The 26,096-nt window shown below is 68.8% G+C and carries 23 protein-coding genes; 10 read left to right on the plus strand and 13 right to left on the minus strand.

What is annotated here, in order from left to right:
• Positions 1-305: 305 nt before the first annotated feature.
• Positions 306-1,370: a DUF2125 domain-containing protein gene (locus tag K9U41_RS12140; RefSeq protein WP_282641098.1), complete on the plus strand. Its 1,065-nt coding sequence runs from the start codon at positions 306-308 to the stop codon at positions 1,368-1,370.
• A gap of 13 nt (positions 1,371-1,383) precedes the next feature.
• On the opposite strand, the gene K9U41_RS12145 is transcribed toward K9U41_RS12140, so the two are convergent.
• Positions 1,384-2,517: an alpha-D-ribose 1-methylphosphonate 5-triphosphate diphosphatase gene (locus K9U41_RS12145; RefSeq protein ID WP_282641099.1), complete on the minus strand. Its 1,134-nt coding sequence runs from the start codon at positions 2,515-2,517 to the stop codon at positions 1,384-1,386.
• A gap of 72 nt (positions 2,518-2,589) precedes the next feature.
• Positions 2,590-4,203 (minus strand): hypothetical protein, encoded by a 1,614-nt coding sequence (locus K9U41_RS12150; RefSeq protein WP_282641100.1) that lies wholly within the window; start codon positions 4,201-4,203, stop codon positions 2,590-2,592.
• A 478-nt stretch (positions 4,204-4,681) separates the two neighbouring features.
• Here K9U41_RS12150 and argB point away from each other — a divergent pair, with 478 nt between their 5' ends.
• Positions 4,682-5,575, plus strand: coding sequence for an acetylglutamate kinase (argB, locus tag K9U41_RS12155; RefSeq protein WP_282641101.1), 894 nt, complete (start codon positions 4,682-4,684; stop codon positions 5,573-5,575).
• Here the strand turns inward: argB and K9U41_RS12160 are convergent.
• Positions 5,565-6,107 (minus strand): GNAT family N-acetyltransferase, encoded by a 543-nt coding sequence (locus tag K9U41_RS12160; RefSeq protein WP_282641102.1) that lies wholly within the window; start codon positions 6,105-6,107, stop codon positions 5,565-5,567. The genes argB and K9U41_RS12160 overlap by 11 nt on opposite strands.
• Positions 6,108-6,270: 163 nt before the next feature.
• Between K9U41_RS12160 and K9U41_RS12165 the strand changes: the two genes are divergently transcribed.
• Together K9U41_RS12165 and K9U41_RS12170 are read left to right on the plus strand one after the other, a co-directional pair.
• Positions 6,271-7,413, plus strand: coding sequence for a glycerol dehydrogenase (locus K9U41_RS12165; protein WP_282641103.1), 1,143 nt, complete (start codon positions 6,271-6,273; stop codon positions 7,411-7,413).
• A 40-nt stretch (positions 7,414-7,453) separates the two neighbouring features.
• Positions 7,454-8,164 (plus strand): GntR family transcriptional regulator, encoded by a 711-nt coding sequence (locus K9U41_RS12170; protein WP_282641104.1) that lies wholly within the window; start codon positions 7,454-7,456, stop codon positions 8,162-8,164.
• Positions 8,165-8,176: 12 nt separating this feature from the next.
• Here the strand turns inward: K9U41_RS12170 and K9U41_RS12175 are convergent, their stop codons facing one another.
• The 10 genes from K9U41_RS12175 to rpsT all read right to left on the minus strand — a co-directional run bounded on the left by K9U41_RS12175 (position 8,177) and on the right by rpsT (position 20,176).
• Positions 8,177-8,881, minus strand: coding sequence for an SDR family NAD(P)-dependent oxidoreductase (locus tag K9U41_RS12175; protein ID WP_282641105.1), 705 nt, complete (start codon positions 8,879-8,881; stop codon positions 8,177-8,179).
• Between the two features lie 29 nt (positions 8,882-8,910).
• Positions 8,911-9,687, minus strand: coding sequence for an ABC transporter ATP-binding protein (locus K9U41_RS12180; protein WP_282641106.1), 777 nt, complete (start codon positions 9,685-9,687; stop codon positions 8,911-8,913).
• On the minus strand, positions 9,668-10,405 hold the full coding sequence (locus K9U41_RS12185; RefSeq protein ID WP_282641107.1) for an ABC transporter ATP-binding protein: 738 nt from the start codon (positions 10,403-10,405) through the stop codon (positions 9,668-9,670). Before K9U41_RS12185 ends, K9U41_RS12180 begins: the two co-directional genes overlap by 20 nt.
• Entirely contained in the window at positions 10,402-11,436 is a 1,035-nt protein-coding gene (locus tag K9U41_RS12190) for a branched-chain amino acid ABC transporter permease (protein WP_282641108.1), read from the minus strand. The genes K9U41_RS12185 and K9U41_RS12190 overlap by 4 nt, the downstream gene beginning before the upstream one ends.
• Before the next feature lie 17 nt (positions 11,437-11,453).
• Positions 11,454-12,338, minus strand: a complete 885-nt coding sequence (locus K9U41_RS12195) for a branched-chain amino acid ABC transporter permease (RefSeq protein WP_282641109.1) — start codon at positions 12,336-12,338, stop codon at positions 11,454-11,456.
• 122 nt (positions 12,339-12,460) lie between these two features.
• Entirely contained in the window at positions 12,461-13,729 is a 1,269-nt protein-coding gene (locus K9U41_RS12200; protein WP_282641110.1) for an ABC transporter substrate-binding protein, read from the minus strand.
• Between the two features lie 505 nt (positions 13,730-14,234).
• Entirely contained in the window at positions 14,235-15,371 is a 1,137-nt protein-coding gene (gene recF, locus K9U41_RS12205; RefSeq protein WP_282641111.1) for a DNA replication/repair protein RecF, read from the minus strand.
• A gap of 341 nt (positions 15,372-15,712) precedes the next feature.
• Positions 15,713-16,834: a DNA polymerase III subunit beta gene (gene dnaN, locus K9U41_RS12210; RefSeq protein WP_282641112.1), complete on the minus strand. Its 1,122-nt coding sequence runs from the start codon at positions 16,832-16,834 to the stop codon at positions 15,713-15,715.
• Between the two features lie 446 nt (positions 16,835-17,280).
• Positions 17,281-18,816 carry a chromosomal replication initiator protein DnaA gene (gene dnaA / locus K9U41_RS12215; protein WP_282641113.1) on the minus strand — a complete coding sequence of 512 codons (1,536 nt, stop codon included), beginning with the start codon at positions 18,814-18,816 and terminating at the stop codon, positions 17,281-17,283.
• A gap of 1,093 nt (positions 18,817-19,909) precedes the next feature.
• A complete protein-coding gene (gene rpsT / locus K9U41_RS12220; RefSeq protein WP_282641114.1) occupies positions 19,910-20,176 on the minus strand; it encodes a 30S ribosomal protein S20 in 267 nt (88 codons plus the stop codon).
• A gap of 315 nt (positions 20,177-20,491) precedes the next feature.
• On the opposite strand from rpsT, the gene K9U41_RS12225 reads away from it, so the two are divergent.
• From K9U41_RS12225 to accD, 6 genes are all read left to right on the plus strand, one after another.
• Positions 20,492-21,478 carry a complex I NDUFA9 subunit family protein gene (locus K9U41_RS12225; RefSeq protein ID WP_282641115.1) on the plus strand — a complete coding sequence of 329 codons (987 nt, stop codon included), beginning with the start codon at positions 20,492-20,494 and terminating at the stop codon, positions 21,476-21,478.
• 123 nt (positions 21,479-21,601) lie between these two features.
• Positions 21,602-22,342: a phosphoribosylanthranilate isomerase gene (locus tag K9U41_RS12230; RefSeq protein ID WP_282641116.1), complete on the plus strand. Its 741-nt coding sequence runs from the start codon at positions 21,602-21,604 to the stop codon at positions 22,340-22,342.
• Positions 22,339-23,586, plus strand: coding sequence for a tryptophan synthase subunit beta (trpB, locus tag K9U41_RS12235; protein WP_282641118.1), 1,248 nt, complete (start codon positions 22,339-22,341; stop codon positions 23,584-23,586). The genes K9U41_RS12230 and trpB overlap by 4 nt, the downstream gene beginning before the upstream one ends.
• A gap of 2 nt (positions 23,587-23,588) precedes the next feature.
• A complete protein-coding gene (locus tag K9U41_RS12240; protein WP_282641119.1) occupies positions 23,589-23,945 on the plus strand; it encodes a hypothetical protein in 357 nt (118 codons plus the stop codon).
• Between the two features lie 181 nt (positions 23,946-24,126).
• Complete coding sequence (gene trpA / locus K9U41_RS12245; RefSeq protein WP_282641120.1) at positions 24,127-24,966, plus strand: tryptophan synthase subunit alpha; 840 nt, start codon at positions 24,127-24,129, stop codon at positions 24,964-24,966.
• A gap of 165 nt (positions 24,967-25,131) precedes the next feature.
• The gene (gene accD / locus K9U41_RS12250; RefSeq protein WP_282641121.1) at positions 25,132-26,025 is read left to right on the plus strand and encodes an acetyl-CoA carboxylase, carboxyltransferase subunit beta; all 894 of its coding nucleotides are present in this window, start codon (positions 25,132-25,134) and stop codon (positions 26,023-26,025) included.
• Positions 26,026-26,096: the final 71 nt, after the last annotated feature.

Here is a 26,096-nt window from a genome sequence, read left to right on the forward strand (position 1 = left end):
TATAAGAGACAGTGCCCGCCCCCTGCTCGTCCACCATGGATGCGCCCGACGCTCCAGCCGTGTGTTCAACCTGCTTCGCCACGCAAGCCGCCTGTGCCCCGCACGAAGCGCTCGGGCGTTGACAGAAACGCCAGACCGTCGCCTAACAGCCGGCACCTGCCGCCGCAAGCATGCGCCTGGTCCGCCGTTCGGCGAAACCGGCCACCGCTCGCGCGCGGAAGCCGATCCTGCCCAACACCTTGGGGCCTTCGCGCGGCATGGATCCGCACGGCGGCTCCGATGGCCGCCACTTCCCAGGGACGTTCATGACCGCCACCGACGCCCTTCCCCCCCGCCGCAAGCCTTGGCTCGTCATCGTTCCGGTCACCCTCGTGGTGGTCCTCGCGGTCATCTGGAGCGGCCTGTGGTTCTATGCGGCGAACCGCGCCGAGCGCGAGATCGATGCCTGGATCGGCCGGGAAGCCCAGCTCGGCCGCATCTGGGGCTGCGCCGACCGCACCCTCGCCGGCTTCCCGTTCCGCTTCGAGCTGCGCTGCCAGGGCCCGACGCTGGAGACGCGCGGCGGCGACGCCATGCGCTTCACCGCGGTCTCGGCCCATGCGGTGGCGCAGGTGTGGGCGCCGAGCCACATCGTCGCCGAGTTCGCCGGCCCGGCGCGGGTCGAGGACCTCACGACCGGCGCCGCCTATGGGGCCAACTGGTCGCTGCTGCAGATGAGCGGCATCGGCGACCTCTCGGGCCGGCCGCAGCGCTTCTCCCTGCGGGCCCACGACATGCGCATCGAGCAGCCGGGAGCCGCCGGGGCGCCGCCCTCCCCGCTTGCCACCGCCCGCCTGTTCGAATTCCATGCCCGCCTCGCCCCCGGTGCCGACGGCAAGCCCGACGGGGTGGACTATGCCTCCGGCATGCTCGGCGGGGAGAGCGCCGTGCTGAACGCGCTGGGCGTCACCGGGCCGGTGGACATGACGCTGCAGGGCACCGTCTCCGCCTCGGCGGACCTGCGCCCCATGCCGGTGACCCAGCGCCTCAGGGCCTGGGCGGCGGCCGGCGGCACGGCGACGCTGGAGCGCTTCGCGGTGACCTCGCCCAAGCTCGCCGTCGCCTCCAGCGGCGCCGTTTCCCTCGATCCGCAGGGGCGGCTCAACGGCAAGCTCGACCTGGGCTTCGCAGGCCTCAACGATCTGGTGAAGGGGCTCGACCGGGCCGGCGTGATCCCGCGCGAGGTGTCGCCCATCGTCAGCGCCCTCGCCATGGTAGGCAAGCAGGGCCAGGTGGAAGGGCGCAAGGGCACCACCTTCGCGCTGGGCTTCGAGGCGGGCACGCTCAAGCTCGCCGGCTTCCCGGTGGGCATCGTCCCGCCCGTGTTCTGAGCGCTCCGGGCGGTCAGAACACCCGCTCGCCGTCCACCATCACCTGTCGCACCACGGGGGTGGTGTCCACGATGCGGAAGCGCAGCACGTCAGCCCGAAGCCCCGCGGCAAGCCGGCCACGATCGGCGAGCCCGGCCATTTCAGCCGGGTTGCGGGTGACGAGGGCCATGGCCCGCGGCAGCGGCAGGCCGTCGGCGAGGTGGAGCCGCACCGCGGCCTGGAGCAGGCTCGCCGGCACGTAGTCGGAGGCGAGGGCATCCACCAGCCCCTCCTCCGCCAGCGCGCCCATGGCGATGCCGCCGGAATGGGAGCCGCCGCGCACCACGTTGGGCGCTCCGCCGATGGTGGCAAGCCCCGCCGCACGCGCCGCGACGGCGGCCTCGCGGGTGGTGGGAAACTCGCTCACGGTGCAGCCGGCCTCCCGGGCGAGGCGCACGTGATCGTCCGTGGTGTCGTCGTGGCTGGCGCGCACGAGGCCGGTGGCCTCCAGCATCTGCGCCAGCGGCGCGAAATTGCGTTCCACGTTGGCGCGGCCGCGCGCGGTGCGCTCGGCGATCTCGCGCTCGGCCTCGCCCGCCTCCTTGCCGATGCCGAGGAGGAAGCCGCGCAGCACATCCACGTTGCGCCACTGCCGGGCGCCGGGCGTGTGGTCCATGAGGGAGGCAAAGGCGAGGGTGGACCGCGCCAGCGCGGGCTCCACCAGCGCCAGCAGGTCCGGGTCCGTCATCTCGCACCGCAGGTGGACGAGGTGGTGGGCGCGGAACAGGCCGGCACCGTCCTCCACCGCGTCGAGCATCAGCTCGAACAGGTCCCGCCGCTCCGCTTTGGCCTGGTCGAAGCCGCCGGCGCAGATGGCGTCGAACACGGTGGTGATGCCGCTGGCCACCGTCTGGCCGTCATGGGCCAGCGCAGCGGCCCGCGCATCCGGCCAGAACACCTTGGGGCGCGGCACGAAATGGCCTTCCAGCGCGTCGGTGTGCAGATCCACGATCCCGGCGGCGATGAAGTCGCCGGCGCAGTCGACGGCGCCCGGCGCATGGGCACGGCCCCCATCCACGGCGGCGATGACGCCGTCGCGGACGGTGAGGGTGCCGTCGATCACCTCGTCGTCGAGGATCAGGCGGGCGTTGGTGTAGACGGTTTCCATGGGGGCTCTGTACCGGAAAGGGGCATGCCTTGCACCGGACCGTGACGGCGCAGTGACGACCCGCCCCGCGGTTCAGGACGGCGGGGGGCCGGGCGGGATGACCTTGTAGAGCTGGAAGCGCTCGCCCTCGAACACCAGCTTCAGCCGGTCGCTGTCCGGATTGGACGCGCCGCGCTCGGTGAAGAGCACATAGACATAGTCGAAGTGCTGCGGCCACAGGTCCCAGTAGCGCGGGCCGTCGGACGACGGCTCCTCCTCGGTCACGAGCAACTGCTCGATCTGGGGCGGGGAGCCGTCCTCCGTGTCCACCTGGTTGCGATAGGGCTCGTGCACGCGCAGGATCTGCTTGCCCTTCACCGCGAAGGCGGTGGTGACCAGGGACGACTTCTCGATCATGGCGAGGCAGGCGGCGTGGACCAGGCCGAGGTCGCGCGGATCGTTGCCGCCGTTGATGTCGGCATAGGCCACCAGGATGCGGGAGCCGGGCCTGATCTGCTCCACCGACTGGCGGAACGCCACCGTCCACTGGGACAGGCGGTTCCACACCACCTGCACTTCGCCCACGCGCACCGCCAGCAGCACGATGAGCACCACGGCGAAGCCGCGCCGGGCCAGGCGATGGCGCAGGTCCGCGCGCAGGGCGGCGAGCACGAAGAAGGCGATGGCCACCGGCAGGCGCTGGTCCGCCATATAGCTCGCGAACACCACGCGCGGCATGGCCAGATAGACCACTCCCGCCACCACAAGCAGCGGCAGCATCAGCGAATGGACATGGAGCAGGCGGTGCCGGGCCGCCCAGATGGCCGCCCCCACCACCACGGCGGTCAGCACGATGGCCACATAGTCGAAATAGACGTTCACGACCATTTCGAGGCCGTCGATCTTGCCCTGCGGTTCCCAGATGTTCTCGCTGCTGAGGCCCCAGGTGGGGCTGGCGATCAAGAGCGGGACCATGGGCAGGAAAGGCAGGCCGGCGGCCACGAAGGTGGCAGGCCGCGGGCCGAGCGGGCCGCGGCCCTGGCGCAGGCGGTCGATCTCGTAGGCCAGGAGGCCGACGCCATACACCCCGGCCGCGAACAGGTGGCAGAAGAACAGCGCCGCCACGAACGCGGCGGAGACGATGAAGCGCCACGGCCACGGCTTGTCGCGCAGGAACACCCAGGCCGCGAGCGCCAACAGCGCCAGCCCGATACCGAAGTAATAATTCATCACGCCGATGAGGAAGATGGCGTTGTAAAGCAGTGGGAAAGCCACCAGCGGCAGTGCCGACCACATGCCGAACAACGCCCGGTTGAGCGTCAGTGTCCCGCCCGCAATGAGGACAAAGCACAGGAGGGTGTAGATCTCGCCGGCGGTATAGATGTCGGTGACCCGATCGATGACCGGAACGATCAGGTCCATCATCATGTTCGGCAGGATGGACCACTTGAGATAGTAGAAGCGCGCGATGTTGGGGTTGTGGGGCAGCTCGGCGATGACATGCATGCGCGCGAGATGGTTCACATAGTCCGACAGGGGCGGCAGGGGATGCGTCAGGATCGGCACCGCCACCAGCGCGAAACAGGCGACGAACAGCAGCGCGATCCAGCGGCCGCGCAGATCATGCGGCAGGCGCTCCGGCGGCGCGGCGCGGCCGTGCGCGGGGGACGAAGGCACCGTCGGGAAAGCTGACGAAGGGGTGGTCATCTGGGCCGTGCGATCTCTGGCGAATGGCTGGAGGGGAGGCAGCAGCGTCCTGAACGCAGGCCCTCTGAAGCCGGAAGAGAGAACGCTTTGTCCGATCAGTCTGCGCGGCAGGCCGACCGGCGCGTGCTCTCGTGGAGCAAGGGGTTGCGGTGCGACGGGAGCTGTTGACCTGCCGAATGTGGTGGACCGGTGACCGCTTCTGATCACCTTTCCGCGACCAGCGAAAGACTGACGATACGGAACACGGCCGAAGGAGTGGACCGCCCGCCGCTCTCCGGCCACGCCCTTTCACGGCGCCGGGGAAACGGCTAGAACGGCGCCGCGCCGGCGCACGCCGGCTCTGGAGCATGCGCCGGTCGGCCTGCGTCGCAAGCTGATCGGGTCAGCGTTCTCTTTCTTAAATTTTGGCGCCGGAGTCGCCGCCCAGGTTGGTTCAGCCTGGTCGGGTCCGGCTCCAAGGATCATGAGCGAGCCCGTCATGAACGAGCCCCTTTCCACGTCCGTGTCGGAAGCCCAGTTGCAGGCCGAGGTTCTGGCCAAGGCGCTGCCCCACATGCAGCGCTACGACGACGCCATCGTCGTGGTGAAATATGGTGGTCACGCCATCAGCGGCGAGGAGGGCGCGCGCACCTTCGCGCAGGATATCGTGCTGCTGGAGCAGTCGGGCGTGAACCCGGTGGTGGTGCACGGCGGCGGCCCGCAGATCGGCGCCATGCTGGCCAAGCTCGGCATCAAGTCCGAGTTCGCGGCCGGCCTGCGCATCACCGACAAGGCCACGGTGGAGATCGTGGAGATGGTGCTCGCCGGCTCCATCAACAAGCAGATCGTGGGCTTCATCAACGAGGCCGGCGGCAAGGCCATCGGCCTGTGCGGCAAGGACGGCAACATGGTCCGCGCCCGCAAGGCCAACCGCGTGGTGGTGGACAACGACCATGTGGTGGACCTCGGCTTCGTGGGCGAGCCGGACACGGTGGACACCACCGTGCTCGACCAGATCCTCGGCCGCGAGTTGATCCCGGTGCTCGCCCCGGTGGCGGCGGCGGTGGACGGCGGCACCTACAATGTGAACGCCGACACCTTCGCGGGCGCCATCGCCGGCGCGCTCGGAGCCAAGCGCTTCCTGCTGCTCACCGACGTGCCCGGCGTGCTGGACAAGAACAAGCAGCTGCTGCCGAAGCTCACCATCGCCGAGGTGCGGGCGCTGATTGCCGACGGCACCATTTCCGGCGGCATGATCCCCAAGGTGGAAACCTGCATCTACGCCCTGGAGGCGGGCGTGGAAGGCGTCGTCATCCTCGACGGCAAGGTGCCCCACGCCGTGCTGCTGGAACTGCTCACCGACCACGGCGCCGGCACGCTGATCACCCGCTGAAGCTGAGGTCCGCCTCCTCGGGCACGCCATCGGCACCCGGCCCGAGGGGGCGCTGCATCAGCACCGTATCGATCCACCGGCCGAATTTCAGGCCGGTGGCGGGCAGGATGCCGATGTCGGCAAAGCCGCAGGCGCGGTGCAGGCCGATGGAGCCTTCGTTGGCGCTGTCGCCGATCACCGCCACCATCTGGCGGAAGCCTGCGGCCTCGCATGCCGCGATTAGCGCTTCCAGCAACGCGCGGCCGATCCCGCGCCCCTGCGCCGCCGGCGCCACATAAATGGAATTCTCCACGGTGTGGCGATAGGCGATACGCGGGCGGAACGCGCTGGCATAGGCATAGCCCAGCACCACCCCGCCCTCTTCCATGACCAGATAGGGAAAGCCCGCCTCCACCACGGCCGCATGGCGGCGCGTCATCTCGGCGACGCCGGGCGGCGCCAGCTCGAACGAGGCGGTGCCGGTGCGCACGGCCTCGTCATAGATGGCGGCGATGGCGGGAATGTCGTCGGGGGCGGCGGGACGGATGGTCATGCTGGCGTTTTACGGCAGGAGGGCCGCCGCTGGAAAGGGCGGTCGTATCCGAGCCCGAAATGAAGGGTCTTGCCCCGGAGACGCTTGATCTCCGATCATAATACACGATATATCATGTTCGGAATGACGCCCATGGGGCGCGCCCCGCCATGGGAGGGTCCAGATGAAGGTGTTCGGCGCGCCGCGGCGCTATGTGCAGGGCAAGGGGGCGCTGGACCATCTGGGTCCGGAGCTGGCCCGCCTCACCGACACCGCCGCGCTGGTGATCGATCCCTTCATCGACGACCGCTTCGGTGATCGCCTCCAGGCCTCCTGCCAGGGGGCGGGGGTCAGGCTCTCCCGCCTGCGCTTCGGCGGGGAAAGCTCGCCCTCCGAGATCGACCGCCTGCTTGCGGCTCTGGGCGACACCCCGCCGGCGCTGGTGGCGGCGGCGGGCGGCGGCAAGTGCATCGATGCGGGCAAGGCGCTGGCCAACCGCATCGGCGCCAAGGTGGCGACCATCCCCACCATCGCCTCCACCGACGCGCCCACCAGCCACAATTACGTGCTCTATGACGACGACCATCGCCTGCTCGCGGTGGAGAAGCTGCCCGCCAATCCGGACCTGGTGCTGGTGGACACCCAGGTGATCGCCGAGGCGCCGCGCCAGCTGTTCCTTGCCGGCATCGGCGATGCGGTGGTGAAGCTGTTCGAGGTGGAGCGCTGCGTGGCCGCGAAGGGCCGCAACGTGTTCGGCGCCGACCCCGCCTTCTCCGCCCTCATCCTCGCCCGCGGCTGCTACGACGTGCTGCGCCGCCACGCTCCGGCGGCGCTGGCGGCCGTGGACCGCAGGGAAGCGGACGACGCCCTCGACCTGGTGGTGGAGGCCACCGTGCTCATGAGCGGCCTGAGCTTCGAGAGCGGCGGCCTGTCCATCGCCCATTCCATGACGCGCGGCCTCTCTGCCGTGCCGAAATACGCCCGCGCGCTGCACGGACTGGAAGTCGCCTATGGCGTGCTGGTGCAACTGGTGCTGGAAGGCCGCGACGCGGCTTTCTTCGCCGATTTTCTGGGCTTCTACGAGGCCATCGGCCTGCCCACGAGCCTTGAAGCCCTCGCCGGGGTGGCACCCACCATTGAGGAGGCAGCCACCATCGCCCGCCTCACCCTGTCGGCACCCCATGCGCGGCATTTCGCCCGGGTGCTGGAAGAGGCGGAAGTGGTGCGCGCCATACTGGCCATCGAGGCGGGGCGGTTCGCGGGCGTGATTGTGGACGCAAATGCAGGGAGCACACCCCACGGCGCCGCGCCGGCCATGACCATATGATATATGGTGCGATGAGGTCCCTTCAGAAGCGTTGGATGCCATGGCCGAGCTGCGGCAGATCGAGACGGAAAATCTTTCGGCCCGCGTCTACGGCCGCATCCGCCGGGCGCTGATCGACGGGCAGTTCGAGCCCGGCGAGCGACTGCGCATCTCCGCGCTCGCCGCCGATCTCGGCACCTCCATCACCCCGGTGCGCGAGGCGATCTTCCGCCTCGTGAGCGAGCAGGCGCTGGAGATGAAGGCCGCCACCGCCATCCATGTGCCGCTGCTGGACAGCGCGCGCCTGAAGGAGATCCAGCTCATCCGCATGGAGCTGGAGGGCGCCGCCGCCGCTTGCGCGGCCCAGCGCATCACCGACAAGCAGATCCGCCGGCTGGAGCTGATCCAGGAGGAGTTCATTGAGGCCGCAGCCTCGAACCCGAAGAAGGCGAGCCTGAAGAACCGCGACTTCCACTTCGCGCTCATCGAGATCGCGGAGCTGCCGCTGCTCGAATCCATCGTGGAGAACATGTGGACGCTGATGGGGCCGCTGCTCAGCGTGTTCCACTCCACCTTGCCGCCGCGCCAGATCGCCGGCGAGGACCACCGCCACTATGACGTGCTGGCGGCGCTCCGGGCGCGCGATCCGGAGCGGGCGCAGCATGCCATCCAGCAGGACATCGCCTGGGGTCTCGTCATGGCCGACTGGCTGGACGAGCAGGCCAAGGCCCCGCCCGGCAAGCGCAAGCTCGCCTCGCTCAACGCGGAGTGAGGCGAGCGCCCCTCACGCGATGCCGTAGCCGCCATCCACGGGGATGATGGCCCCCGTCACATAGGCCGCCGCCGGGGACAGCAGGAAGCCCACCACCTGCGCCACGTCGGCGGTCTTGCCCCAGCGCTGCAGGGGGATGCGCGCCATGATCGGCCCGGCCCGCTCGGGGTTCTGCAACGCACCGGCGGACAGGCGGGTCTCGATCCAGCCCGGCGCCACCGCGTTCACGCGGATGCCCTCGGGCGCGAACCCCACTGCGTGGGAGCGGGTAAGCTGGAGGACGGCGCCCTTGCTGGCCGCATAGGCCGGGTTCCGCCCCGAGCCGAAATAGCTCCACATGGACGCGGTATTCACCACCGACCCGCCCGCCGCGCCCAGCGCCGCGCGGAAGGCGAGGGTCGTGATGTTGGAGCCGTTGAGGTTCACGTCGACGACCTTGGCGAAGCCCTCCGGCGTCAGCTCCCGGCCCTCATGCAGGATGATGCCGGCGCAGTTCACCAGCGCCGACAGGCGCGGGAAGCCGGCGGCGAAGGCCGCCACTGCCGCCGCGTCGGTGACATCCAGCTCGGCGAAGCCGATGGCCGCCGGCAGGTCGTCATCCCGGTCGCGCCCGGCCGCAACCACCGTGTAGCCGTCGCCGAGCAGATGCTCGGCCACCGCGCGGCCGATCCCCGTGCCGCCGCCGGTGATGACGGCGACGCGCTCCAAAGCAGTCATGTGGGTCTCTCCGGATCGGGCGGCGGGGCTCACAGCCCGAGGTAGCTCGCCCTGAGATGATCGTTCGCCAAGAGATCCGGCCCGGTGCCCGAGAGGGTCACGGCGCCATTCTCCAGCACGTAGCCGTAGTCGGCCATCTCCAGCACCTGGAACACGTTCTGCTCGATGATGAGGATGGTGAGGTTGCGCGCGCGGATGCGGGCGATGCTCTCGAACAGGCGGTCCACCATGATGGGGGCAAGGCCGAGGGAGGGCTCGTCCAGCGCCAGCACCCGCGGCAGGGCCATGAGCGCGCGGCCCACCGCCACCATCTGCTGCTGCCCGCCGGACAGGGTGGAGGCGTTCAGCGCCTGCCGCTCCTTGAGGATGGGGAAGAGGTCGAACACCTCTTCCAGCGTCTCCTCCCGCCGCACCCGGGCGCGGGGGTTGGCGGCGCCCACCAGCAGATTCTCGCGGATGGACATGTCGAGGAACAGCTGCTTGCCCTCCGGCGACTGCACGAAGCCGCGCTCCACGATGCGGTGGGGGGGAAGGCCCGAGAGCACCTCGCCGCCGAGGCGGACCTCGCCCCGGCGCGGGCGGATGAGGCCGGAAATGGTGCGCAGAAGCGTGGACTTGCCGGCCCCGTTGGCGCCGATCAGCGCCACGATGGAACCGGGCTTCAGCGCGATGTCGATGCCGCGCAGCACGTCCTGCTCGCCATAGCCGGACCACAGGTCCTTCACCTCCAGCGCGGGCAGGTCCCGGGCGAATGTCGTGGTCGCGGCAACTTCAAGCCCGGGCCGTTCAAGCATGGACTTGGACATAGCGCTCTCCGAAATAGGCCTTCAGCACGTCGGGCTGGTTCACCACCTGCTGCGGCGGTCCGTCGGCGATGAGCTTGCCGTAGTCGAGCACGATGACCCGGTCCGACAGGCCCATGATCACCTTCATCACATGCTCGACGATGAGGATGGACACGCCGAGGTCGCGCACCCGGCGCACCAGCGCCACCATCTCCTGCGCCTCGGTAGGGGTGGCGCCGGCCACCACCTCGTCCATCAGCAGCAGGCGCGGGCCGGTGGCGAGCGCCCGTCCCAGTTCCAGCTTGCGCCGGTCGAAGGCGGTGAGGTCCTCCGCATCCGTGCACGCCTTGGCGGTCAGGCCGAGGAAGTCCACCACCTTCTCGGCCTCGGCGCGGGCTTCCATCTCGGAGGCGGTGCGCACGAAGGCGCCCACCATCACATTCTCCACCACCGAGAGGCCGCCGAACGGCTTGGAGAGCTGGAAGGTGCGGGCGATGCCCAGCCGGCAGATGTCCCACGGCTTCTCGCCCACGATATCGCGGCCGTTGAAGCGGATGGCGCCGGTGTCGGTGCGCAGCGCCCCGGCGATCATGTTGAAGGCGGTGGTCTTGCCGGCGCCGTTGGGGCCGAGCAGGCCGAGGATCTCGCCCGGCGCCATGTGGAAGGAGAGCGGCGACACCGCCTGCAGGCCGCCGAAGCGCTTGGAGATGCCGTCCACCTCGAGGATGCGGGTGCTCATCGTCCCTCGACCTCCTTGGGCGTTGCCACGGTGACGGTGGTTTGGGGCGCAGTCGTTTTGGAGGCGGGCGTGAGCCAGCGCTGGAGCGGGGCGATGATGCCTTTGGGGAAATACAGCACCGCCAGCATCAGCACGACGCCGTAGATGATGAGGTGCAGCCCCAGCACATGGCCGCCGAGGCTGGCCCGCACCATCTCGCCCACCGGATGCAGCACCAGGGCGCCCAGTGTCGGGCCGAGAATGGTGCCCTGCCCGCCCACGATGGTCATCACCGCCATGTCGATGGACAGGTCGATGCCCATGTTCCGCTCCGGATTGATGTAGCGGAACAGCTGCGCGTAATAGGCGCCGCCCAGCCCGGTGAGGAAGGCGGAGAGCGCCAGCGCGGTGAGGCAGTAGCGGGTGGGATCGATGCCCAGCGCCTCGGCGCCGTCACGGTTGCCGCGGATGGCCTTGAGATAAAAGCCGAGCCGCGAGCGCTCCATGACATGGGTCGCCGCCATCACCCCCACCAGCATGGCGAGGATGATGAAGTAATAGGGCAGCTTGCCGTCGAACTGGAAGGCCAGGAAGCTCGTGCCCCCCACCGGCGGCACCGTGAGCCCCTGCGCGCCCTTCAGCGGGATGCCGAGGAATTCGTCGGTATTCTCCAGCCAGATGCGCATGATCTCGGCAAAGGCGATGCTGGTGAGGGTGAAGTAGGGTCCCTTCAGCCGGAAGGTGGCATAGCCCACCGGCACCGAGATGGCCGCCGCCAGCACGCCGCCGAGGATCATGCCGATCCACGGCGAGAGCCCGAGCCCGGTGAACAGCAGCACGCTGGCGTAGCCCGCAATGCCGGAGAAGGCGGCGTGGCCCAGCGACACCTGCCCCACATAGCCGCAGACGAAGTTCCACGACGAGGCCATGTAGGCGAAATAGAGCACCATGGCCGCCGAGTGCACCACATAGCTGTCGGCGACCACGAACGGCAGGATCAGCGCCGCCACAAGCAGCGGCAGGCCGAGGATGAGGGTGAAGGAGGCGCGCATGGAGAACCCGTGCCTTCTCAAGCTCGGCCCATGAGGCCCGCGGGCCGCATGAGCAGGATCACGATGAAGAGGCCGAAGGAGAAGATCGCCGCCGAGGTGGCGGTGACGAACTGGGCGGCGACGGATTCGAACACCCCCAGCAGCAGCCCGCCGAGGATCGAGCCGGGGATGGAGCCGATGCCGCCCAGCACCACCACCAGGAACGACTTGATGCCGAACGACAGGCCGATGGTGGGGGTGATGGAGAAGAACGGCACCAGCAGCGCCCCGAACAGGCCGAGCACGGCGCAGCCGAGGCCGAAGGTGACGTTGTAGATCAGCGGCACGTTGATGCCGGACAGGGCCGCCGCATCGCGGTTCTGCGCCGTGGCGCGGATGGCGCGGCCCATGTCCGAATGCTTCAGCCAGAACGACAGGGCGAAGGCCACGAGGATGGCGGCGGCAAAGCCGATCAAGCGGGCCAGGTTGATGGGCAGGCCGGCGACGAAGATCGATTCATAGGTGATGTCGGTAGTCACCGAGCGCACGTCCGGGCCGAACGCCATGAGCACGCTGTTGTCCACCACGAGATAGACGCCGGCGGTGAGCAGCAGCGCGCTGGTGGGCTCCACCACCAGCGCCCGCTCGCGGCGGATCAGCGGGGAGATGACCACGCTCTGCACCACATAGCCGACGCCGAACAGGAACGGCACGGTGACGAGGATGCTCACATAGGGATGCACGCCAAGGCTCGCCCACAGCAGATACGAGCAATACATGGCCAGCATCAGGAAGGAGCCGTGGGCGAAATTGATGACGCGCATGACCCCGAAGATGAGGCTGAGCCCGAGGGCGACGCCCCCGTAGATTCCGCCGAGCAGAAGTCCGTTGATGACCGCAAAGGAAAGGGTCAAGGCATCCATGGGGTCACCTCCGTGGGGACGGCGCGCGGCACGCGGCGCAATCCGGGATCGGGGACGGGGACAGGGAGAGGTGAAAAGGGCGCCGGCGATCCGGCGCCCGGAGCACTGTGGGGCGGCGCGCCTCAGCGCGTCGACCAGTCCGGCACCGGCCAGACGGGCTTGGTGTCGGCCGCACGGTTGGCGGAGGGCCAGATGGTGCGGCGCTCGCCGCCGATATTCTCGGAGATCACCCCGTGGCCGAAGGTGTTCTGGCCCTGCTCATCGAACTTGATGCGCTGGTAGCCGACGATGAGCGGCATGCCGGAGGTGATGTCGGTGGCCGCCAGCGCGTCGCGGATCTTGTCGCGGTCGGTGGAGGCTGCGCGCTCCAGCACGTCCTTGATGAGGTAGACGTTGGAGATGCCCTGGGCGCCGTAGGAGTTGATGTCGTAGCCCGCCTGCGCCTTGAAGCGGGTGTTGGCGTCGAGCACGCGGGGGTCGGTGTCGGTCTTCAGGCGGTCGATCTGCCAGTCTTCCTGCACGAACAGATAGTCCACCGCCTTCTGCGGCACCGCCTTGTAGAACGACGGGTCCTCCGAGCCGCCGCCCACCGAGTGGATGCCGAAGGGAATGTTGATCTTGTTCTCGAAATACTGCCGGGTGAACAACAGGTGGTCCGGCGTATAGGCCACCACGATGAGCGCCTCGGGCTTCGACGCGCGGATCTTCAGCAGCTGGGCGGTGAAATCCACCTGGTTGGGCGGGAAGCTCTCGTCGAGGGAGATGGCGTAGCCGCGCTCCTTGGCGAACTTCTTGATGTTGGCGGCGTGGGAGCGGCCCCAGTCGGTGCCCTCGTAGAACAGGCCGATGCTTGCGGGCCCCTTGCCGGTCTCCTTCTTCAGGAGGTCCATGGCGTCGAGCTGCTCGCGCGCGTCGTAGGTGGCCTTGTTGTTGGGGCGGAACACGTATTTGAAGCCGCGTTCGGTGATCTCGTCCTTCACCGCGCCGGTGACGATCCACGGCGTCTTGTAGCGCTCGGCCACTTCCGAGGCGGGGAAGGTGACGGCGCTGTTATAGGCGCCCACCAGCAGCGAGACGTTCTCGCGCTGGATCAGGCGCTCGGTCTCGGACGCGCCGATGTCGGGCTTGGACTGGCTGTCGGAGAAGATCAGCTTCAGCTTGGCCCCGCCGAGGGCGGCAATGCCGCCCGCCGCGTTGATCTGCTCGGCCGCCACCTGGGCGCCGAGCTTGGTCTGGTTGCCGATGGTGGCCGAGCCGCCGGACAGCGGCAGCACGAAGCCGACGACCACGTCCTGCGACTGTGCATGCGCCGGGGCCAGGGCCGCCGGCCCCAAGCCGATGGTGGCGGCCGCCGCAAGCGCGAGTGTGCCGCCCAGAATCTGCCGGATCATCATCCCTCCCATGGGTCGTCTTATTAGTATGTATGATATATGATGTTTACTTCGAGGGGAGTCAAGCGGGGTTGTTCGGGGGGCCTCACCCGCTTGAACGCCCGCTGTTGCGACCGGGCACGATGGAAACCCTCTCCCGCTTGCGAGACCTCTGCGAAAGGTCGCCAAGATGCCGTCCTCCCCTCTCCCCTTGCGGGAGAGGGGTTGGGGGTGAGGGGGCGGCGGTGCCTGAAAACGCGTTTGCCCAGGATTGCAGCAAACCCCTCACCCCGGCCCTCTCCCGCAAGGGGAGAGGGGGAACCGGCTCCCGACACCGACCATGCGTGACTTTCGCAGAGGTCTCGCTTGCGGGAGAGGGGGTCAACCGCGCTTCAGGCCAAAGCGATCTGCGATTGGCCAATGGGGCCAAATGGGCTGCTGCCCAGAACGCTTGCGCTGGCCCCCGGCTCGCATTGCGCGACCGCTGCATGCGTCCGCGGATACATCCTCAAAGGCTGACCGCCCCTTACGTCCGCGTGACGGCCCCCGGCGCCACGGTGAAGCGCTCGGCGCTGTCCAGCGCCGCGAAGGCGGTGGGGTCGGCGCCCGTCATCCACGCCTGCGCGCCGAGACGGGCCAGCTCATCGAACAGGCCGGTGCGGCGCGCAGCGTCGAGATAGGCCACCACGTCGTCCAGCAGCAGGATGGGCGAGAGCCCCTGCATGGAGGCCACCAGCCGCGCATGGGACAGGGTGAGGCCGATGAGCAGGGATTTCTGCTCCCCGGTGGAGCAGCGCGCGGCGGGCAATTGCTTCTCGCCATGGCTCACCGACAGGTCGGTGAGGTGCGGCCCCTCCAGCGTGCGGCCCGCCGCCCGGTCGCGCGGGCGGTTGTCGCGCAACAGGGCGCGGTAGCGGTCCTCCACCTCCAGCGCGGGATGGACGCCGATCAGCCGCTCCACCACCCCGTCAAGGGCCAGCTCGGCGAAGGGGAAGAGGGAGGCGTCGTCGCGGTGGGCGGCGATCTCGGCGGCAAGGCGGGCCACCGTCTCCAGCCGCGCCGCCGCCACCGCCACCGCCAGTTCCGCCACCTCGTGCTCCACCGCATCGAGGAAGCGCGCCGAGCCGTTCTCCTCCAGCAGCCGGTTGCGCGAGCGCAACGCCCGTTCCAGACCGTTGACCCGGGTGCCGTGGGCGCCATCCACCGCCAGAACCAGGCGGTCGAGATAACGCCGCCGGTCCCCGGGCGGGCCGAGGAAGAGGCCGTCCATCTCCGGCGTCAGCCAGAGCACTTTCAGATGATCGAGGAACGCATTCGCGGACGGCACCGGCTCGCCGTCGATGCGGCAGCGCCGTACCCCGCCTTCCTGCGCCGGGTCATGGCCGGTGCCGAGGCGGACCTCGCCCAGGGCGCCGTCCACGAGAATGGAGACCGCCCACGGTGCCTCGCCGGCGGCGCCCGGCGCGCGATGGCCCACATCGCTGAGCTGGGCGCGCCGCAGCCCCCGCCCGGGGGAGAGGAAGGAGAGGGCTTCCAGAATATTGGTCTTGCCCGCGCCGTTCGGCCCGGTGAGCACCACCAGCCCGTCCTGAACGCTCATCTGCGCCGACGGATAGGACCGGAAGGCGGTGAGGGTGAGCTTGCGGATGGCGGCGTGGGGCATGGGCGTTGGGAAAGTTCCGTGCGGCCGCCTGCGGTCATCGTCGGCTTGCGGGCGCGGCCGCCCCGGCTCGAATCGGAACGTCTTGGCGCGAACGTCTTGGCCGGGCTTGTCCCGGATGCCGGCTGTTGCCGACTTCCGTCCCTGGGAACGGAACCCGGAAGCATCCGGGTTCCGGCCATCCACGCTCCGCGGCTGGGAGCCATGCTCGGAAGCCCTGCGCATCCGGCCCGGCGTGGATACTCGGCGTGAATATCGGTACAAGGCCGGGCTTGCCGGGGCGGCCAGTGCCCGCCGCGTCGCTCTCAAAGGCTCAAGAACGCGCCATCCTCGGCGACCCGCCCTCACACCCGCATGGGCATGAGCACGTAAAGCGCATCCGTCCGGTTGGAATCGCGCACCAGGGTGGGCGAGCCGGGATCGGCCAGCTTCAGTTCGGCCGTGTCGCCTTCCAGCTGCGAGGTGATGTCCAGCAGGTAGCGGGAATTGAAGCCGATATCGAGGGGCTCGGCGGTGTAGTCCACCTCCAGCTCCTCGGTGGCGCTGCCCGAATCGGGATTGGTGACGGAGAGCGTCATCTTGCCCTCGGCCAGCGACAGCTTCACCGCCCGCCCGCGCTCGCTGGACACGGTGGAGACGCGGTCCACCGCGGCGGCGAACTCGTCCTTGTCCACGATCAGGGTCTTGTCGTTGCCCTGGGGAATCACCCTCCCATAATCGGGGAAGGTGCCGTCGATCAGCTTGGAGGTGAGCACGATGGCCCCCACCTGCACCCTTATCTTGGTGGTGGAGAGCGAGACGGTGGCCTCCGCCTCCTTGTCCTCCAGCAGCTTCTGGATCTCGGCCACGGTCTTGCGCGGCACGATGACCCCGGGCAGGCCGGCCGCGCCCGCCGGCGCCTCCAGCTCGGCCTGGGCGAGGCGGTGGCCGTCGGTGGCGACCGCCCGCAGCATGGACTTGCCGCCCGCACCCTCGGTGACGTGGAGATAGATGCCGTTCAGGTAATAGCGCGTCTCCTCGGTGGAGATGGCGAACTGGGTCTTGTCCACCAGGCGCCGGAAGTCCGCGCCCTTCACCTTGAAGGTATGGGAGAATTCGCCGGCCGCCAGATCGGGGAAATCGGCCTCGGGCAGGGTCTGCAGGGAGAATCGGGCGCGGGAGGCCTTGACGGTCAGCGTACCCCGCTCGCCGCCCGCCTCCAGTTGCACCTGCGCGCCCTCGGGCAATTTGCGCACGATGTCGTAGAGCACATGGGCGGGCACGGTGGTGGCCCCCGCCTGCCCGGTCTCGGCGGGAACACTCTCCACCACCTCCAGGTCGAGGTCGGTGGCTTTCAGCTCCAGCCCGTTCTTGCCCGCCTTGATCAGCACGTTGGCGAGGATCGGAATGGTGTTGCGCCGCTCGACGACGCGGTGGACGTGGCTGAGCGATTTGAGAAGCTCGGCGCGCTCGACGGTGACCTTCATGGTCCTGGCCCGTTCACTCTTCGCTCTGGAGCCGGCCTGCCGCGGGCGCCTAACGTCCCGCCGGTGGGTCCGCCTCGTCGTTCGGGGACGGCGCCCGCTCCGCCCTCCCCCGCTGTCACGGGCAAGGTGGATCGCGCGCCAAGTGGCGATTGCGCGGAACGCAGGGAGCGTCGCGCGGGCACCCGCCACGAGACGGGCGCCGGGCCGCAGACATTGCCGCCCAAGGCGCGCCAAGGCAAGGGCGGCTGGCTGATTTTTACCGTATGGCGCCGCCCCGGCCCCCAGGATCCACCGCAGCCCGCACCCGCACGGCTGAAACGGCCGCTGGAGACGCCCCAATCCGCTGCGGCCGGCACAAACGAAAACGGCGCCGTCAGGCGCCGGATTCGGGGACCAAGGCGGGTCGACCAAGGCCGCCTCAGGCCGCCCGTCCCAGGCTGCTCGCCTCAGGCTTCCAGGGCGAGGCGCTTGAGAACCTCGATTTCCTCCGCCAGCACCCGGTCGGTGGCCACCAGCCCGTCGATCTTGCGCACCGCATGCAGCACGGTGGTGTGGTCGCGTCCGCCGAAGCGCCGGCCGATTTCCGGCAGCGAGCGCAAGGTGAGGGTCTTGGCCAGATACATGGCGATCTGGCGCGGCTTCACCACGGTGGCGGTGCGGCGCTGGGACAGGAGGTCGGCGCGCGACACATTATAATGCTTGGCCACCACCCGCAGGATGTCGTCCACCCGCACCCGCTTGGGATCGGTGGGGCGGATGAGGTCCTTGACCGCGTTTTCCGCCATTTCCAGCGTCACCGGCTCGCCGGTGAGCTGGTTGAAGGCCAGCAGCTTGTTGAGCGCGCCGTCGAGGTCGCGCCCGCTCTGGCCGACGCTGCGGGCCAGGAATTCCAGCACCGGCGCCGGCACGGCGAAACCCGGGTGCTGCTCGGTCAGGGTCTGGTAGCGCGCCTTCAGGATTTCGAGGCGCAGCTCCTCCTCCAGCGCGCCCAGTTCCACCACCAGTCCGCCGGCGAGGCGCGAACGCACCCGCTCGTCGAGATGCTCCAGCTCGCCGGGCAGGCAGTCCGCCGCCACCACCACCTGCCGCCCGCCATCCAGCAGGGCGTTGAGGGTGTGGCAGAATTCCTGCTGGAGATTGTTACCCTTCAGGAACTGCAGGTCGTCGATCACCAGCGTGTCGATGGTGCGCAGGGCATCCTTGAAGGCGATGGCCGAATGGGTCTTCAGGGCGGCCACGAAGCCGTACATGAAGCGCTCGGCGGTGAGGTAGGTGGTGCGCCGGCCGCCCACCGCGCCGGCCCGGGCGATGGCCTGCAACAGGTGCGTCTTGCCGAGGCCCACCGCCGCATGGAGATACAGCGGATTGAAGACCGGGGACGAACCGCTGGCGCTGTCGGCCACCTGTCTGGCGGCGGCGAAGGCCAGCGAATTGGACTTGCCCACCACGAAGCTCTCGAAGGTGAGGCGCGCGTCGAGGGGGGAACCGGAGGCCACGTCCCCCGCCGCCGCGTCGGACAGGGCGGAGGCCGCAGCACGGGTCTCGAAGCCGCGCGCCTCGGAGCCGCGTCCGTCCGAGCCGCGTCCATCCGGGCCACGGGCGTCGGCGGACCGCGCATCGGAAGCCCGGGCGGGCTGCGGACGCCCATCGCCGGAACGCACTTCGGTGCGCTCGGTCACCACTTCGCGCACCGCGGTCGCCTTCAGCGCCACCGGACGGGCAAAGGCATTGCGCACGGCAAGATCCACGCGCCGCTTCGCGCCGCTCTCCTCAGCCCAGATGTCCGCGATCCGCGGCAGATAATTCTCCTGGATCCACGACTTGAGGAAGCGCGTGGGCACGGAGAGCTGAACCACGTCGGCGGTCAGCGCATCAAGGTCCATACGGGCGAACCAGCTGGTGAACTTTTCCTCGCCGATCTCTTCACGCAGGCGCTGACGGACGCGCTCCCAGGGGGTCGGCGCGGTCGGCGCGCATTCCATTCCGGCGGTCTCCGCAAGGGCTGGCTGAAACGTAGTCGATCCGGCACGACGCGCGTCCGGAGCATGAGGTTTGAGCATGGAGCTCCGACCGCGTTGAACGCGGTTCCCTGGTTGGTGACGCAAAAGCCGTCCGCGCCCTCTCGGGCTGCGCGCACTTTTGCAAAATGAGAGCGTTGTTTTCAGCTGCGTCCCGAGGACGCCGTCACGGCATCAGCGCAAATTCATGCGCGATCCTTGCCGCAAGAAGGGGGCGACGCACAGACCAGTTCAAGGCCAAGACTCCCGACGATCGGAACGCAACGCGAAGAGGCCGGAAGGTGAGCTTGATATGCCGCTGCATCCACTGCCGCTTGTGTGCCAGAAGTCATAGCCGCCCCATTTCCGCCGACGAAGTTCATCGGCGGCCGTTAGAATTAATCAGATTTTTGCTTGTTCTAAAACGTGCTCAGAGCTGGGATCAGACAATCGCTCTCAGCATGGCTCGACAGGGCGAAGGCTAAACGCATTCGCGGCACAGCAACCAAAGGGAGGGCGGTGAAAGAATACAAGCACAGCCATCCCCTCCTCATGCACGAAGAGCCGCGAAAACTTCATTCTGTCGGTGAACCCCAGTGTCGCTCCCGGAGTGAGATTGAACATACACAGCCCCTTTGGGGGGTGCAACGCCTTTCCCCTCCCCCATGGGATAGCGGGCACAAGCCAGAGCGCCGCCAACCCGCACCCGTCCTCGATATCAGCCGGCAAACCTCTGTCGCGACAGTGAGATTCCGGGCGGCGGCGCCCGCCGGCGGACGCGAAATATCGCCGCGCAACGAGGTGTTTTCCTACCCCTGAAATGGGTCCGGTTTGGCCTCTTCCGGCCTTTAGCCTTTAAGTCTTTCACCCGGATGTTGTTTTTCTGATCGGTCCGCGGGTGGCCCCACGCCCCTTCCACAACCGGTCGGAACGCAGGACTTGACGGTCGCGGAGAATCGGGATTATCGCCGCCAGCAAGGTGAAGAGCCCGCTACCTGTCGCTTTTGGATTGCACCAAGCAAAAAGGCCCGGCAGTGCCGGGCCTTTACATTCAGACAGCAACCTTGATTGATCTAAATCAAGCGCTGAGCTGCTTCACGCGGGCCGCCAGACGCGAAACCTTGCGGGAAGCCGTATTCTTGTGCAGCACGCCCTTGGTGACGGCGCGCATGATCTCGGGCTCGGCTGCCTTGAACGCCTGGGTGGCGGCGGTGGCGTCGCCGGCCGTGAGCGCGTCCTCAAGCTTGCGCAGGTAGGTGCGCACGCGCGAGCGGCGAGACCGGTTCACTTCGGTGCGGCGCTCGATCTTGCGCACCGCTTTCTTGGCGGAAGGCGTATTGGCCATCGGCCATCCTTGCTGGTTCGCGCCCGGCTTCGTGGCCCCTATGGCCCCTCCGCGTCGCGCATGAATGGGTGAACAAGCCGGCGGCATGACCGCCAGCGAAGTGCCGGGCTTATAGTGTCGGAGCGCGCCCGCGTCAACTCTCCCGTGCGCGCGCCGCAGCGGGAGGGCGGCATCGGAGCGCCTTTACGGCGGGGTCCCGCATCGCGTATGTGCTCGTCGCACACTATATAGGGGTGTGTGCTGGCGCCGCAAAAGCGTCCCGGCACGTCCACCACCACAGGGGACCGGCGCGATGCCGGCGAGCGGGGGTTCGGCATGAGCGATGTGACGGTGACCGATCGTCCTGTGAGCGACAGCCTTGTGACCGTGTTCGGCGGCTCGGGCTTCCTCGGGCGGCATGTGGTGCGGGCGCTCGCCATGCGCGGCTATCGCGTGCGCGTGGCGGTGCGGCGGCCGGAGCTGGCGGGCTTCCTCCAGCCCCTCGGCTTCGTCGGCCAGATCCAGGTCAGCCAGGCCAATGTGCGCTATCCCGAGAGCGTCGCCCGCGCGGTGGACGGCGCCGAGGCGGTGGTGAACCTCGTCGGCGTGCTCGCCCAGTCGGGCCGCCAGAGCTTCGATGCGGTCCACGTCTTCGGGACCCGCGCCATCGCCCAAGCTGCGGCCCGGGAAAACGTGCCACTGGTGCATGTCTCCGCCATCGGTGCCGATGCCAACTCGCCTTCCGGCTACGGCCGCAGCAAGGCCGAGGGCGAGGCCGCCGTGCGTGCCGCTGCGGCCGATGCCATCATTTTCCGTCCCTCCCTGCTGTTCGGACCGGAGGATGATTTCTTCAACCGCTTCGCCGCCATGGCGCGCCTCTCCCCGGTGCTGCCGCTGATCGGCGGCGGCAAGACCCGCTTCCAGCCCGTGTTCGTGGGCGACGTGGCCGCCGCCATCCTCAAGGCGGTGGACGGCAAGGCCAAGGCCGGCACCACCTACGAGCTGGGCGGGCCGGAGGTGCGCACCTTCCGCGAGCTGATGGAACTCATGCTGCACGAGGTCTGCCACAAGCGCCTGCTGGTGGACCTGCCGTTCGGCGTCGCCAACCTGATGGCGCGACTCACCCAATGGGCGCCGGGCGCGCCGCTCACCACCGACCAGGTGGCCATGCTGCGCACGGACAATGTGGTCTCCGACGCCGCCAAGGCCGAAGGGCGCACCTTCGCCGGCCTCGACATCACCCCCACCGCCCTCGCGACGGTGCTGCCCACCTATCTCTGGCGCTTCCGCAAGGCCGGCCAGTTCACCCACGTGGAGACGTGATCGCAATGCGCCGGGGCCGGGACGCCGGGCGGCGCGCGCAGGGTTGAGAAGATGGCAAGCGACGCAGGGAATCGCGACGCAGGAATCCGCAGCGCGAGCAAGCTCGACGCAAGGAACCGGGACGTGAGGCGTCTCGATGTGAAGATCTGCGGCATCAAGACCGCGGACGCCCTCGACGCGGCACTCACGGCGGGCGCCGACCTGGTGGGCTTCGTCCATTTTCCCAAAAGCCCGCGCCACCTCTCGCTCACGGAAGCCCCCGGCCTCGTGGCGCGGGTCGAGGGGCGGGCGCGCAAGGTGGCGCTGCTGGTGGATGCCGACGACGCCCTTCTGGCGCAGGTGGCGGCCGCTTTCTCCCCCGACCTCCTCCAGCTGCATGGCCAGGAGACGCCGGAGCGCGTCGCCGCCATCCGCGCGCGCTTCGGCCTTCCGGTCATGAAGGCTCTGCCGGTGGGCCGGCGGGAAGATCTCGCCATGCTGCCCGCTTTCGCCGCGGTGGCCGACATGATCCTGTTCGACGCCAAGCCCGATCCCGGCGCACTCCTGCCCGGCGGCAACGGACGCCCCTTCGACTGGCGGCTCGTCGCCGGCCTTGACGCCGGGCGCTCCCTCATGCTTTCCGGTGGCCTCAATGCCGACAATGTGTCGCAGGCCCTTGCCGAGGTCCGGATGGACGGGGTGGACGTATCGTCTGGCGTGGAAGATGCGCCCGGCGTGAAATCGCCGGACAAGATCCGCGCCTTCGTCGCGGCGGCCCGCCGCGCGGTGTCCGGCTTCCCCGACCACCCGGCCCGCATCGATCCGCCCTGCGCGGAAGCGGCGCAGGGGCCTGAAGATCTCTCATCGAAAGTGCGTGCGTCGTGACCGCTCTCAATTCCTATCGCACCGGCCCCGATTTCCGGGGTCACTTCGGCATCCATGGCGGGCGCTTCGTCGCCGAGACCCTGATGCCGCTGATCCTGGAGCTGGAGCAGGCCTACGAGGCGGCGAAGGTGGACCCCGCCTATCATGCCGAGATGGCGGGCTACCTCACCCATTACGTGGGCCGCCCCTCCCCGCTCTATTTCGCCGAGCGCCTCACCGACCATCTGCGCGCGGTCTCCGCGGCCTCCGGCGGCAACGGCGGCGCCAAGGTGTATCTCAAGCGCGAGGAGCTGAACCACACCGGCTCCCACAAGGTGAACAACGTGCTCGGCCAGATCCTGCTCGCCCGCCGCATGGGCAAGGAGCGGATCATCGCCGAGACCGGCGCCGGCCAGCATGGCGTCGCCACCGCCACCCTGTGCGCCCGCTTCGGCCTGAAGTGCGTGGTCTACATGGGCGCGGTGGACGTGGAGCGGCAGGCGCCCAACGTGTTCCGCATGAAGATGCTGGGCGCCGAAGTGGTGCCCGTGCAGTCCGGCTCGCGCACCCTGAAGGACGCCATGAACGAGGCCCTGCGCGACTGGGTCACCAACGTGCACGACACCTTCTACTGCATCGGCACGGTGGCGGGGCCGCATCCCTACCCGGCCATGGTGCGCGACTTCCAGTCCATCATCGGCCGCGAGACCCGCGAGCAGATGCAGGAGATGGAAGGCCGGCTGCCGGACAGCCTGATCGCCTGCGTGGGCGGCGGCTCCAACGCCATGGGCCTGTTCCATCCCTTCCTCGACGATCCCACCGTGGAGATCTACGGGGTGGAGGCGGCGGGCCGCGGCCTCGACACCCACGAGCATGCCGCCTCCATCGCCGGCGGGCGGCCGGGGGTGCTGCACGGCAACCGCACCTACCTGCTCATGGACGACGACGGCCAGATCACCGAGGCCCATTCCATCTCGGCCGGCCTCGATTATCCGGGCATCGGGCCGGAGCATTCCTGGCTCAACGACGTGGGCCGGGCCACCTACCTGTCGTGCACCGACCAGGAGGCGATCGACGCCTTCCAGCTGCTGACCCGGCTCGAAGGCATCATTCCGGCGCTGGAATCCGCCCATGCCATCGCCAAGGTGGTCGAGCTGGCGCCCCGGCTGCCCAAGGATCACCTGATGGTGGTCAACCTGTCCGGCCGCGGGGACAAGGACGTGCCCCAGGTGGCGGAAATTCTCGGCACCAGCCTGGGGGCGTAGCCATGAAGCCTTTCTCCGCCGTTCTCGCCTTGAGTTTTGCCGTCGGCATTGGCGCCTGCGTTACGGGCCTTGCCGCCCCGGCATGGGCGCAGTCGTCGGCCGCGCTCCAGCTGACCACCGGCAAGGTCATCACCGATCCGGCGGGCGCCTTCATCTCGGTCTCGGTGAAGAATGGCACCACCGCGCTGGTCTCGGAGGCCTATGTGGCCTGCGCGTTCTTCGCCGGCAACCGCGCGCTGGGCAAGTCGTCCACCACCCTGTTCTCCATCGTGCCCGGGGTGACGGGAACCGACCAGGTGCGCCTGCTCGGCGGCACGTCGGCAAACCGCGCCACCTGCGCCATCACCGGCCACAAGTAAGACCATCGGCCTCGGTCGTTGACCGATGCCAAATGGGTACGCTCAAGCGCCGCGCGGGCTTGACCCGTGTCCCAGGAGCCAAGCTCATGGAAGAGCCAAGCTCATGGGCCACGGGTATAGGGCGCGGTCCCAAGGACCTCTCTCCCGCGCCCCCATCCGTTCTTTGCATCCAGGCAGGCCCATGACCACGCAGGCGACCACCCGCATCTCCACCCGCTTCGCCGCGCTGAAAGAGGAAGGCCGCCCCGGCCTCGTCACCTTCGTCACCGCGGGCGATCCGGACGGGGAGACCTCCCTCGCCATCCTCAAGGCGCTGCCGGGCGCCGGGGCGGACGTGATCGAGCTGGGCATCCCCTTCACCGATCCCATGGCCGACGGCCCGGCCATCCAGGCGGCGGGCCTGCGCGCGCTCAAGGGCGGGCAGACCCTGGCCAAGACCATCGACATGGTCCGGGTCTTCCGCACCGAGGACACCACCACGCCGGTGGTGCTAATGGGCTATTTCAATCCCATCTACATCTATGGCGTGGAGCGCTTCCTCACCGACGCCAAGGTGGCCGGGGTGGACGGCCTCATCGTGGTGGACCTGCCGCCGGAGGAAGATGATGAACTCTGCCTGCCGGCCCTGAACGCCGGGCTCGACTTCATCCGCCTCGCCACCCCCACCACCGACGACAAGCGCCTGCCGACCGTGCTCGAGCACACGGCGGGCTTCGTCTATTACGTCTCCATCACCGGCATCACCGGCTCGGCGACGCCGGACGCGGACCTGGTGGCCGCCGCCGTGGCCCGCATCAAGGCCCACACCACGCTGCCCGTGGCGGTGGGCTTCGGCGTGCGGACCCCGGAACAGGCCAAGGCCATCGCCGCCGGCGCCGATGCGGTGGTGGTGGGCTCGGCCCTGGTGGAGGTGGTGCGCCGCACCCTCGACCAGGAGGGCAAGGCCACCGCCAACACCCTGCCAGGCGTCGAGGCGCTGGTGATCGAATTGGCCGAGGCGGTGCGCGCCATCAAGCGCTGAGGCGCCGACGCGCCCCTGAAGCCGGGCGATGGAGGCCCCTTGATGGACGAATGCGCGGCAAGGCTTCGTCCTGCCGCACTTTCGCCGCGTCGCGCTTGCCATTAGATGGAAGCATATTGGTGTGCGCCGCAGCGCGGCTGTCCGCCCGCCTTCCGGAGATCGCCCGTGAACTGGATTTCCAACGTCGTCCGCCCGAAGATCCGCGATTTCCTGGCGCGCCGCGAGGTTCCCGAGAACCTGTGGGTGAAGTGCCCCGAGACCGGGCAGATGGTGTTCCACAAGGACCTGGAGGCCAACCTCTACGTCATTCCCGCATCCGGCTACCATATGCGCATGGATGCGGTGAAGCGGCTGAAGGCCACTTTCGACGACGGCGCCTATGAGGAAGTGGCGCTGCCGGAGGTGGCCACCGACCCGCTGAAGTTCCGCGACGAGCGCCGCTACATCGATCGCCTCAAGGACGCCCGCACCAAGACCGGCTACCAGGACGCGGTGAAGGTGGCGACCGGCCTGCTCACCGAGCTGCCGGTGACCATCGCCGTGCAGGATTTCGGCTTCATGGGCGGCTCGCTCGGCATGGCCGCCGGCGAGGCGGTGGTGAAGGGGCTCCAGACCGCCGCCGAGAAGGGCACGCCGTTCATTATGTTCGCGGCCTCGGGCGGCGCGCGCATGCAGGAGGGCATCCTGTCCCTCATGCAGATGCCGCGTACCACCGCCGCCATCCAGGAACTGCGCGAGACCAGGAAGCCCTACATCGTGGTGCTCACCAACCCCACCACCGGCGGGGTCACGGCCTCCTACGCCATGCTGGGCGACATCCAGATCGCCGAGCCCGGCGCCCTCATCGGCTTCGCCGGCCCGCGCGTGATCGAGCAGACCATCCGCGAGAAGCTGCCGGACGGCTTCCAGCGCGCCGAATACCTGCACGAACACGGCATGCTCGACATGGTGGTGCACCGCCACCAGATGCGCGACACGCTGGGCCGCCTGTGCCGGATGCTCATGAAGGCGCCGGCCCTGCCGCCCAAGGGTCGCCTGCCCCGCCCCGAAGCGGCCTGACGAGGACGCGTCAGCGGGCGCCAGCACTTCGCTGCAGCGGCGCCCGCGCGAGAATGAACATGGCCCTGCCC

The sequence above is a fragment of the Xanthobacter autotrophicus genome (assembly GCF_029991245.1).
Classification (GTDB): Bacteria; Pseudomonadota; Alphaproteobacteria; order Rhizobiales; family Xanthobacteraceae; genus Xanthobacter; species Xanthobacter autotrophicus_C.